The organism is Olivibacter sp. SDN3 (assembly GCF_014334135.1).
Lineage (GTDB): Bacteria > Bacteroidota > Bacteroidia > Sphingobacteriales > Sphingobacteriaceae > Olivibacter.
The window spans coordinates 2,040,832-2,052,949 of record NZ_CP060497.1 but is presented as its reverse complement, the minus strand read 5'-3'; the positions used below and the strand labels follow the sequence as shown (position 1 = coordinate 2,052,949).

Annotated in this window: 8 protein-coding genes; all 8 read left to right on the top strand. The window is 43.7% G+C overall.

What is annotated here, in order from left to right; genetic code table 11:
* Positions 1-356: 356 nt before the first annotated feature.
* Positions 357-926: an RNA polymerase sigma factor gene (locus H8S90_RS08405; protein WP_187342107.1), complete on the top strand. Its 570-nt coding sequence runs from the start codon at positions 357-359 to the stop codon at positions 924-926.
* Between the two features lie 102 nt (positions 927-1,028).
* Positions 1,029-2,039, top strand: a complete 1,011-nt coding sequence (locus H8S90_RS08400; protein WP_187342106.1) for a FecR family protein — start codon at positions 1,029-1,031, stop codon at positions 2,037-2,039.
* Between the two features lie 26 nt (positions 2,040-2,065).
* Positions 2,066-5,185, top strand: a complete 3,120-nt coding sequence (locus H8S90_RS08395; RefSeq protein ID WP_187342105.1) for a TonB-dependent receptor — start codon at positions 2,066-2,068, stop codon at positions 5,183-5,185.
* Between the two features lie 18 nt (positions 5,186-5,203).
* The gene (locus H8S90_RS08390) at positions 5,204-6,637 is read left to right on the top strand and encodes a RagB/SusD family nutrient uptake outer membrane protein (protein WP_187342104.1); all 1,434 of its coding nucleotides are present in this window, start codon (positions 5,204-5,206) and stop codon (positions 6,635-6,637) included.
* Between the two features lie 17 nt (positions 6,638-6,654).
* Complete coding sequence (locus H8S90_RS08385; protein ID WP_187342103.1) at positions 6,655-7,134, top strand: DUF4843 domain-containing protein; 480 nt, start codon at positions 6,655-6,657, stop codon at positions 7,132-7,134.
* 170 nt (positions 7,135-7,304) lie between these two features.
* Positions 7,305-9,821: a phosphocholine-specific phospholipase C gene (locus tag H8S90_RS08380; RefSeq protein ID WP_187342102.1), complete on the top strand. Its 2,517-nt coding sequence runs from the start codon at positions 7,305-7,307 to the stop codon at positions 9,819-9,821.
* Positions 9,822-9,825: 4 nt separating this feature from the next.
* Entirely contained in the window at positions 9,826-10,902 is a 1,077-nt protein-coding gene (locus H8S90_RS08375; RefSeq protein ID WP_255501868.1) for an SGNH/GDSL hydrolase family protein, read from the top strand.
* 115 nt (positions 10,903-11,017) lie between these two features.
* Complete coding sequence (locus H8S90_RS08370; RefSeq protein WP_255501867.1) at positions 11,018-12,085, top strand: hypothetical protein; 1,068 nt, start codon at positions 11,018-11,020, stop codon at positions 12,083-12,085.
* The last annotated feature ends 33 nt before the right edge of the window (positions 12,086-12,118 follow it).

Genomic DNA, 12,118 nt, shown 5'->3' with positions numbered 1-12,118 from the left:
AATTTTTCTGTTTGAATTTTCCTAGATATTTAACTTTTTTTTAACTTTTCAAAAAAATGATCCCCCGCTACTGTAGCACGATATATCACGATATAGGCCTAATGAGCTTATTCTTACAGCTAAAGTAACTTCTGTACTTGAACCGTGCGGATTAACACAAACTTATTTTATGTTCACCATTTTTCAAAGGATTTGCAAATGATGAACAAACTGAACACAAAGAGGACCTCTTTTTACAAGAAAGCTCACCATCTGATGCACAACTATGCCGTTTTTAATTTTTAAACCCGCATAAAAACAAATCAAAAAGCCATTTAACACTAAATTTTTACTAATTTGCATCGTTTTCTTAAAAAATGACGCACACCTTAGCCACAGAACTTGAAGAAATACTGGAACTGAAGCGTTCAAATGCAAAAACGTTTCATAAAGTTTATATCAGATTTGAAAAACCGGTATTAGCCTACTTTTTTAGCAAAACGAGATCGAATGAGCTCGCAGAAGAAATGTTTCAAGCTACTTTTACCAAATTGTGGCAGTATGCTCCCCGACTTGCGACCGATTTACCTCTCAGCAAACAAGTGTTTCGGGTAGCCAGAACTTGTATGATCGATCTTTTAAGGCAAAAAGCGCGTGAACGTTCGTTAAAAGACGCCTTTATTGAGGAAAAAACGTTGCCAACACATAGCCATAACAGTAGTTTGGCAAAACTAGCCTACGATGATCTACTTAAGGCTCTGGACATACTGCCACCCGTGAGAAAGAAAGTTTTTTACCTCAGCAAAATTGAAGGTTATACGAACAAAGAAATAGCCTCGAAGATGGAGATCTCGCAGAAAACAGTGGAAGATCACATGACTAAAGCGCTCAAGAAACTCCGCTCGAGCATGGCTTACCCCCTCCTTTTATTCTTTATCCAACAATAGTTTTTCCTGAAGACTTCTTAGCTGACTAATCTTTTTTTCAAAGAGCAGGGGTTTTTCACTTTTCAAACGTAGTTGTTTACGTAAGACTTGTAGATACTGCATATGATTGATAGAAACCTGCTCGATAAATTCCTTGCCAACAAATGTTCTGCAGAAGAAGCTGATTTTGTGGTGAAATACCTTAACGATCATCCGGATACTTTAGAACGTTTACTTCCAGAAGCCGATTGGGATGAATTACTTGTGCAACATGAACTGGAACAAAAAGAATCAACACGGAAACGGATCAGGCGAATAAAAACTGTTCAGTGGCTCTATAGCGCTGCTGCTGTATTACTGATATTGGGTGCTACTGTTTTTGTACAGTATCGCTTAAATAAAAACAGCGCCAGCTTAACGGAACAAAAGCTGGCAACAGCAAAGAAAAAGACGGACAGCTATGTAATCAGACGGAACAATTATAAGCAAGCGCTCACCATAGCAATGGAAGACGGTAGTGAAGTAGTACTAGAGCAAGGAAGCGAAGTTGGCTATGCCGAAGAATTTAAAACTAACCGAACCATTGACCTCCAAGGTAAGGCGCAATTTACTGTTTCCCGGGATTCGCTACATCCTTTTAAAGTTATTGCTAACGATGTTGAAACCACGGCACTCGGTACCGTCTTTACCATCGACGCCCTGACTGATACTGAGAACGTTTCTGTAGAACTTCTTTCAGGTAGTGTAAGTGTCAGCTCAAAACGAGCGAAAGAAACCGTCGTACTTACACCCGGCCAGCGTTATACCCTCACGGCAGAAGGATTCAGGATTACACATCCTTACGCTGCAAAAGCCTCTATAAGAAAAAATAAACCAGTAACCACCATCAATAAAGTGCTTGTGAAAGGCGACAGCCTTATATTTAAAAAGCAACCGCTCGCCGATGTATTTACAGTTTTGAGTAAGGAGTTTGCAACGGATATTGAATACAATAGAAATGCACTGCACAAGAAATATTTCACCGGATACATACTTAAAAATCATCCTCTGGAACCCGAACTCCAAAAGATTGCACTGATGAATGAATTGACCCTTACAGCCGACTCAGCTAAAAACCGATTTACTATCAAATAAATATCATCTATTAACCCAAATCAAAAATGAAACATTTGATTACTTTTTCTAAGTGCCGATTTCCTATAACGGCACTATTGGCCTTCATGATGTTGATGCTTGGCCAAATAGCTCGCGCACAGGGAAACAGAAGTATTACAGGAGCTGTTTCCGATCCACAGGGCGAGCTGATTCCGGGAGTTTCTGTATTCCTAACAGGAACCGGTGACTATAAGGCTAGCACCATTACCAATGCCAATGGCCTTTTTACTTTCGATGAGCTGCCCAATAATGGTCCTTACACCCTAACCTTTACTTATGTGGGCTTTGAAAAACAAACCCTTACCGGTTATGAGGTCAAAGCGGGTGAGAAGGTGTCCGTAACGGTTACACTGAACGAAAATATCTCGGACCTCGACGAGGTCATTGTAACCGGTTATGGCACCCAGCGCAGAAAAGAGGTGACGGGAGCGGTATCAACCATTGGGCCTAAGGAAATCGAAAACATTCCGGTACAATCTTTCGACCGTGCCATGCAGGGACAAGCGGCAGGGGTACAGATCAATGCGGCGAGCGGTGTACCCGGAGCGCCGGTACAGATGAACATCCGCGGTGTAGGATCTATCACGGCAGGTACGCAACCTTTGTTTATCATTGACGGGGTACAGATGAACAGCACAACAACAACCAGCACCACTGCAAGCAACCCTTTAGCTTTTTTAAACAACAATGATATTGAATCGATTACCGTGCTGAAGGATGCAGCGGCAGCTTCTATTTATGGTGCTCAGGCAGCAAATGGCGTGGTATTGATTACCACCAAAAAGGGGAAGTCCGGCCATAGCCAGATCAACTTCAATACCTATGTCGGTCGCACAGCACCGATGCCTAAAGTTGACATGATGAACGCACAGCAAATGATACAGGCAAGAATGGAAGCCATTGCTAACCGGTATCCTAGTAGAACGGCGGAAGCAAATCGGGAAAACGCTTTGACCGGATTGGGCTTAGATCCTGAACTAACGGATGCCCAGATCGCCGCTTTACCTACCTATGACTGGCAGGATGCTGCTTTCCGAAATGGCTCATCACAGAATTATGAGCTTTCCTTTAGCGGTGGAACCGAAAAAACGACCATCTTTTTATCCGGATCTTACAACAAACAAGAGGGTGCTGTGATAGGCCTGGACTTCAATCGTGCCACGGCTAAAGCCAATATTAGTCACAAAGCCACTGACTGGCTAACTGTAGATTTCAACTCTAGTTTTGGCTCGGTTACCCAAAACGGCATATCGGGCAGTGGCGGCTCAACCGGTAATTTTGCTGCCCCCCAATATGCTGCCCCAATGATGCTACCGTTTTCGCCGATTTATAATGAAGATGGATCGTTCAATGCACCGGTAAGTGGCTTACCGGGCGATATGCGCCACAATCCCATTTTTGCAACGGAAGCGAACGATATTAAAAGTAGATCACGCGCCTTTGTTGGAAATACAGCGTTTACAGCAACAATCACGGACGATTTATCATTCAAATCGTTCTACGGTTTAGACTATCGTGCAGTCTTTGCAGGCTACTACACCGACCCGCGAACCATTGATGGCTTCGCAAGACAGGGTCTGCTGCAGCTGAACCAGAATGAAAACATCAATTTTATTACCAACCAAACCTTTAATTACAATAAGGTTATTCAGGATAAACACAGTATCTCAGGTATCTTGGGTGCCGAATACCGCAGCGATACGCGCGATTACAATTTCTCTTCGGGAGAGGGTTTTCCGACCTTCCAATTCAGAACGATGCAAGCTGCCGCAACGCCGGTTAACGTAACCGGCTATTGGACTGGCTTTAAAAGAGTAGGTTTCTTTGGTCAGGGTAATTACGATTATGCAAAAAAATATTTTTTGAGTGCCGTGTTACGCTATGATGGATCCTCGCGCTTTGGTGCCAATCATCAATTTGGATGGTTCCCTTCTGTCTCGGGAGCTTGGGCAATTGATCAGGAAGACTTCCTGAAAAATCAAAATTGGATTGATCAATTGAAATTGCGCTTAAGCTATGGTGAGACCGGAAATGATCAAGTTGATAATTTTGCGTCCCGTGGACTTTATTCCGGAACGGGCGCTTATAATGGTTTACCCGGTATTCGTCCAAACAGTATAGAAAACCTGGATCTGCGCTGGGAACGCAATGTAACCTATAATATAGGTTTAGATATTGGTCTATTCGACAATCGCCTGGCCTTCACTGCTGAGGCCTTCAGACGGATCAGTAAAGACCTACTACTGGAGCAGCCACTACCCTACACGAGCGGTTACGACAATATTACCCGAAATTTGGGAGAGCTTAGAAACCAGGGTTTAGAGTTTTCACTAAACAGCCGCAATATACAATCAACGGCCTTCAGCTGGACTACAAACTTTAATATCTCTTTTATCGACAATAAGGTGACGTCTTTATATGATGACCTGGATGTCTTACCTGGTGACCAAACGATTCGGGTAGGCTCTCCGCTATACTCTTATTTTCAAGCCCAATATGCAGGGGTGAATGCCGCTACCGGTAAAGCGATGTGGTATGACGGTAATGGCGATATTACTTATAATCCAGTGAGCCCGGCTGACTGGCGGGTATATGGTAGTATGCTGAGCGACTTTTATGGAGGGTTCACCAATACGTTCACCTATAAGGGAATCGAGCTTTCTGCTTTCTTCCAGTACGATTACGGTCGTGACTTATATAACACACAGAATACATTCTGGTTTAGGAACGCGGCAACAATAAGAAACGGATTGGAAGAAACATTTCTAAATCGTTGGACAAACCCTGGGCAGATTACTTCTACGCCAAGACCGATTGATGGTGGTTCGGAAGCAAATATGGCAAGTCAGTACCGCTCAAGCAGCCGTTTTCTGGAAGATGCCTCATACATCCGCTTGAAAACCGTAACCTTAGCATATGCATTACCGGCACATATCGTATCTAAGATTAATGCCCGCCAGGTACGTATTTACGCCCAAGGTGTCAATCTCCTGACTTGGACCAAATGGAGTGGTTATGATCCAGAATTTATTATCGAGCAACAAACCGGAGCGAATTTCACGTCTAACCAAGGCGCTATTCCACCGCTGAGAAGTTATACACTTGGTGTCCAGGTAGGCTTTTAATTTAAAAAAACAGGAAACATGAAAAAAATACTAAATATATTACTGATTGTAGGCATTAGCTCCACAATGACTGCCTGCAACAAGCTTTTAGACGTAGACCCTACACAGTCGATCGATTCTAATACCGCACTGGAAAGTGAAGAGGCTATTAATGCTGCATTACACGGCGTTTATTCAAGGCTACGCGAAGTGGGCCTATACGGTCGCGACCTGATTGCTATTCCGGAACTACTCTCCGATAACGCCGTGAATACCGGTGCAGGTAACCGCCTCGTAGGCCAAGGAATAAATCAGGCCGGCGCTCATATACAATCAGGCACCTGGCAGTATGCCTATTATATCAACAATCAGGCTAATCTTATCTTGGAGGCGCTTCAGGATTTCGAGGCTGATCAGGCGTACAAAGATAATATTGCCGCTCAGTTGTACTTTTTAAGAGCCTTAGTGTACCACGACCTGATGAAGGCTTATGCCTATGATCCTACAGCGATTGTAGAACCCAACGATAGAGGAGGCGTGCCGATTATTAACACCGGAGTTTTGAATACCGAGCAAATTGAATATACCAGCCGCCCGACTGTTGTTGAAGTATATGATTTTATTTACAGCCAATTGGATCAGGCAATTGCTTTGTTTCCCGGTAACGCTATTGGCGATCAGATTTTCGCTTCCTTACCTGCGGCACATGCCTTATATTCCAGGGTAGCACTTTATAGGGGTGATATGGCCAAAGTGATCAGTGAAGGGGAGCTCGCTATAAGCACGAGTAACCTGAGGTTGGCCGATACCGAACAATTTGTAAACACCTGGCGTACGGCTAAAAATCCGGAATCCTTTTTTGAGGTGGCTTTTGTTCAGCCCGCTGATCATTCCAATGCCACAAATGAGTCTTTACGGTCTTCTTTTACCACACGCATGACAGCTGAATCGAACACAGCAGTGAGTCATGGCAACGTCGTAGTTAGTGATGAACTGTACGCCGCTTATGAAGAAAACGACGTCCGTCGCGAACTGATTATGCGCGGTCTGAGCGGAAACAGCTCACGTTGGGAGATTACTAAATTTGTAAGCCGGAGCGAAGTGAATAATATCGATAATGTACCGGTGATCCGATTGCCGGAAGTGATCTTGAATATGGCTGAAGCCTATGCAACACCGGGAAGCACTGTATTAAATGAGCAAGCTGCCCGTGAGCAACTGAATCTCATCCGGGAAAGGGCAGGAATTGATGCCACAAATGCCGATGGACAGGCGCTGTTTGACGACATTATCTTACAACGTCGCCTGGAACTTGCCTTCGAAGGCCATCGCTTCTTCGACCTGAAACGTTTGGGAAGAGACATCTTCAAAGAGTCGGGCAATATACAGCATACCGATTTCAGAATCTTGGCAAACATACCTGTACGCGAAGCTGTACCAAACACGCAAGTGGAACAGAATGTAGGTTATTAACGACTAAAAATTAAAACATGAAAAGATTAAAATATATCATATCCCTGGTAGCCATACCCCTGTTCTTTACAGCATGTATGAAAGAAACGGATGAGGATTTTTATTTTAGAGACGCTATCGTTGAATTTGAAGACGCTACTACAGGCAGCAATGTTGCCGGAAAGAATTACCCCTTGTTAACCACCTTAACACGAGACAGCGGCGAAAAGGAGTACCGCATCAATTTACTGGGCGAACAGTTGGGTGAGAACCAGGCTTTGGCTTTCCGGATAGTAGACGAAGAAACTACGGCGGAAGAAGGTGTACACTTTAACCTACCCGAAGGTAACATTGCCACACTGCCGGCCAATAGCAGTTTTGCCTACCTGAAAATCGATGTGCCTGATTTCGCACCCAGCTCCGGCAATGTGCAGTTAGTGCTGGAACTAACGGGCAACGAGCATGTAAAACCAAGCGAACGCTATAAAAAGATTGGTCTACAGATAAATTTGGAGTAAAAGAATCAATTTACTTTTTAGCAAGGGACTAAGCCCCGAAACCGATCGGTTTCGGGGCTTTTTTGAGTACCCACGCATCGGTTAAGCCTTGTAAAATTCATGATTTCTTTGCTATTCCCTTCGAATAATATTACCTTCCCTCGACAGATACTATAAACATTAATTTACCAATGGATAACCGAAGAGATTTTATTAAGAAAGCCTTATTACTTGCCGGTACAACCGGATTAACAAACACCATCCCCCCTGTTATACAACGAGCACTGGCGATTGAGCCTCTTCCGGGATCTTCCTTTTTAGATGCAGAGCATATTGTAATCCTCATGCAGGAAAACCGATCTTTTGATCATTGCTTTGGTACACTAAAAGGCGTTCGCGGGTTTAATGATCCTCGCTTTATCAAACAAGCAAATAGTTATCCCGTCTGGTTTCAAAGCGACAATGAAGGAAACACCTATGCTCCCTTCCGTCTCGACCTGCGGGGATCTAAAGCGACCTGGATGGGTGCTGTACCCCATTCGAGGGAATCGCAGGTGGATGCCTATAATAATGGCTGGTACAACCAGTGGATCGAAGCGAAGAAAAAAGGAAAACCTTATAAAGATATCCCGCTAACCATGGGTTACCACAATCGTGAAGATGTACCCTTCAATTACGCGCTTGCCGATGCCTTCACGGTGTGTGACCAAAATTTCTGTTCGGGCATGACAAGCACCTGGCCTAATAGGCTATTTTTTTGGACAGGTACCATAAGGGAGGAGCCCAACAGTGAAAGTAAGGCCTGGATACGCAATGAACTGCAACGCGGAGAGGCAAAGTGGAAAACTTTTCCGGAGCGTCTGGAGGAAGTGAATATTTCTTGGAAAGCTTATCAAAATGACGTGAGCTTTGGTGGAGGCTTTCAGGGCGAAGAACGCTCCTGGTTATCGAGCTTCAGCTGTAATCCACTCGAATTTTTTGAACAATACCATATCCATTTCAACACACGCCATGTAAAAAGTCTGAAAAAGCAATCGGAGCAACTCCCGGCAGAAATCGATCAACTGAAAACAGCATTAACCCGCTTAAAACCAGGCGACAAAAATTATCAGAAAACACTACAGGCCATAGCTAAGAAAGAAGAAGTGTTAGAGGAGGTAAAATCTGCAATGATTCAATGGAGCGAAGCGCATTTCAACAAATTGCCTGAAAAAGAAAAAAAACTGTTCAGAAAGGCTTTCACCACAAATGAAGGTGATCCTGACTACCACAGCTTAGACTTACTTCAATATACCGATGAGCAGGGCAGAACACAGGAGTTAACCGTACCGAAAGGCGACCTTTTATATCAATTTAGAAAGGATGTGGAAAGCGGACAACTACCTGCCGTTTCCTGGATGATACCCGGTGAGAAGTACTCCGATCATCCTACAGCACCTTGGTATGGATCCTGGTATGTATCGGAAATCATGGATATACTGACTAAAAACCCAGAAGTATGGCGAAAAACAGTTTTCATCATGACATACGATGAAAATGATGGCTACTTTGATCATGTGCCACCTTTCGTACCACCAAACCCTTATACGGAAGATAGTGGTAAATGCTCGGCGGGAATTGATCCTACTATTGAATACATTACTTTGGAACAGGAACTCGCTCAAGGCAGGCCTGCAAAACAGGCCAGAGGTGGGGCAATTGGTCTGGGATTCCGTGTGCCTATGATCATAGCTTCTCCGTGGACCAGGGGTGGGAAGGTATGCTCGCAGGTATTTGACCATACCTCTACCTTACAGTTTCTTGAAAAATGGGTCAATCAACGATTTAAAACAACTATTATAGAAGAAAACATTAGCGCATGGCGAAGAACCGTCTGTGGAGATTTAACGGCTGCTTTTCATACTGCCAATGAAGACAATAAGGATAACTTGCCTTTTATTGAAAGAAACCCTTATCTGGAAGGGATTCATCAAGCACAATTTAAAGAACCACCAAAAACTTTTATAGCATTAACTCCGGAAGCACTGAAACGGGCCTCTTCCATCCCGCACCTACTACCGGAAATGCCTACACAGGAGGAAGGCTTAAAAGTTGCCTGCAGCCTGCCTTATGAGTTATATGCCGATATTCAACAGGAAAAAGATGGCCTTCGTTTAACACTCATTGCCTCTGACGCTTATTTTGGTGACAAAAGTGCTGGAGCACCCTTTACCGTGTATACCCCCAAAGCTATCCGGTCTTATGCAGTAACCGCCGGAGATCGTTTGTTTGATTTTTTCGAAATGAACGGGCCAGCACGGGAGTACCATATCGAGGTGCACGGACCGAATGGTTTTTTCCGTTCCTTTCAGAATAAAGGAGAAGCGCCTGAACTTATACTCCAACTGACCCATAAACTCAAGAACAATAAACCCACCGGAGATATAACGATACTGGTGCAGAACAAAGCGGGCAAACGTCTAACCGTTTCCGCTCATGACAATGCTTACGGCCATCCTACCGTACAAAAAACAGTGAAAGCTCAGGAGAAGGCTAGCATTGAGTTATCTTTGGCAAACAGTTTTTGCTGGTATGATCTGCAGGTAAGGGTTGAAGGCTACCCCAACTTTTGTTGGGCCTACGCTGGCAAGGTGGAAACGGGCGAACCGGGATATTCAGACCCGCAACTGGGTAGAATAACAACAATGGGAAAAAACAATAAAGGCTAAAACGATGGTATTAAAGCAATTTTTCTTTTGTCTGGCAATCTTTTCATTGCCTCTCCAAGGCGTTATGGCACAGGAACAGGCCATTTTCACGTACAAGGGAGCTGAAGAACTTACCCTGATCGGCAAGGCGGTACACCGTGAACCGTTCTATCACCGGGTAGACACCGCCGATTATCCGGAACTGCCGAAACAGGTAAAGTCCCTACTTACCCACTCAGCCGGTCTGGCAATTACGTTTAAAACCAATAGCCCTACCATCGCAGCGAAATGGTGCACCTCGCCCCGCCGATCCTCGGCAAACATGACGGCTATTGCCTTTGAAGGATTGGATCTTTATATTAAAAAAGATGGCTTCTGGCAATATGCAGGCGTAGGGCAGTATGGCGACTCCTGTAGCACAAGTATACTTGCCTCGCATATGGATGATACCGAAAAAGAGTGTTTATTATATTTACCGCTTTATGACGAAATAAGTGAGGTTGAAATCGGTGTCACACCGGGTAGCTCTCTAAGTGCTCTGAAGAACCCGTTTAAGAAAAAGATTATTGTTTATGGATCCAGTATTGTACAAGGTGCTTCCGCCAGTAGACCCGGTCTCGCCTATCCAGCAAGGTTATCGAGAGAAACGGGGTGGAACTTTGTGAACCTCGGCTTGAGCGGAAGTGCTAAAATGGAGAAATCGGTGGCAAACATGCTCTCAACAATGGATGCCGATGCCTTTGTGCTGGATTGCATCCCCAACGCCTCACCTCAGGAAATTAAGGAACGTACAGCTTATTTAATCAAAAGTATCAGACAATCACACCCGGAAGCGCCCATCGTGATGATACAAACAATTATCCGTGAACACGGTTATTTTAATCAACAGGTGGGCAGACATGTAAAAGAGCAAAACGAAATGGTTGCCCAACAAGTAAAGGCCCTCAGCACTGAAGTAGATAACCTCTACCTCATTACTGCTGAAGATCTATTAGGCAATGATCATGAAGGAACTACTGACGGAACTCATCCCAACGACTTGGGTTTTGACCGCATGTTACGCAAAATACAACCCACTTTAATGGACGTACTTAAATTTTAGGTAAATAGTTAAATAGCCATTGCATGTTATTATAGATAAAAACAGGCAACACCTAGCGTTATCCAGTGCTCACTAATAAAAGAAATTTGGTAGCTTAGTATTAAGAAATGATGTTATGACGCTGAAAGCAAACGGGCCGGTGCCCACAGGTGACGTAAAGATATCGCAGAAAAAGCCTTTTTTCCCTATCAAGCCTCCGTTACGTAAATACTTGAGGGAATACCAACGGGAAGCGAAACTTCCCTTAACATATAAGGAACTACGTAACTTCTCCGAAAGCGTACCTGTTTTCGATAAAGAAGGAAACGATACACTCTGGGAAACACCGCTGTATCTTCCTCATGAGGTTGATCATATTCACGATGGCCTTAAGCAGATTTATGCAAAATTGAAAGCTTCTGGCAATAACCGCATTGTAGAACATAAATTTATTGATCGTATCGACTATTGTACTTTTGGCAATACACACCCCTTTAGAATACGCATAGTAAATAGGTTAAATGATGTATATGATTACTTTTACATTAAACAGGCTGATGCTTCGCGCATTTATGGCCTGGAGCTGGAAGAAATCATGTCGCCGAACAGGGTTAATTTTACTGTAGACGGTGAAACCTTGGTAGAAGAGCATATTGTAGGTATACCGGGTGACGTGTTCAGCAAACAGCTGATGAGAAATCCTGATTATAACCCTATCCGGATAGCAAAGGAATTTGTGAAATTTAATGAACGCTGCCTGATCATGTTACTGGGTGATATGCGCTCTTACAACTATGTTATGCAGATAACACCCGATTTTGATGATTTTCAGTTCCGGATACGGGCGATTGATTTTGACCAGGAGTTTTATGAAGGCAATATGAAGGTATATATGCCTCAATTCTTCAAAGAAAACTTCCCTTATGTACAACTTTCCATGGAACACCTTACAGAGAAAACAGTACTCCAATACCAACAGGAAGAGCGTTCATCCATTGTACATCGCGTGCGTATAGAAAGACATCGTCTGGCTGCTCTACGTGATGTCTCGCAACATGAACAGCTATCTCCGTCAGAAAATATCGCCCAGCTTAAAAGTCATTTGGCCAAACATTATGATAACCAGGATTACTATGCCTGCAAGAGTATGACAGACATTATCGAACTGAACATCAAGAACATTATCCGACAGGTAAAATTATAGTATCTGCTATTACCCAACAAAAAGCCATCACTC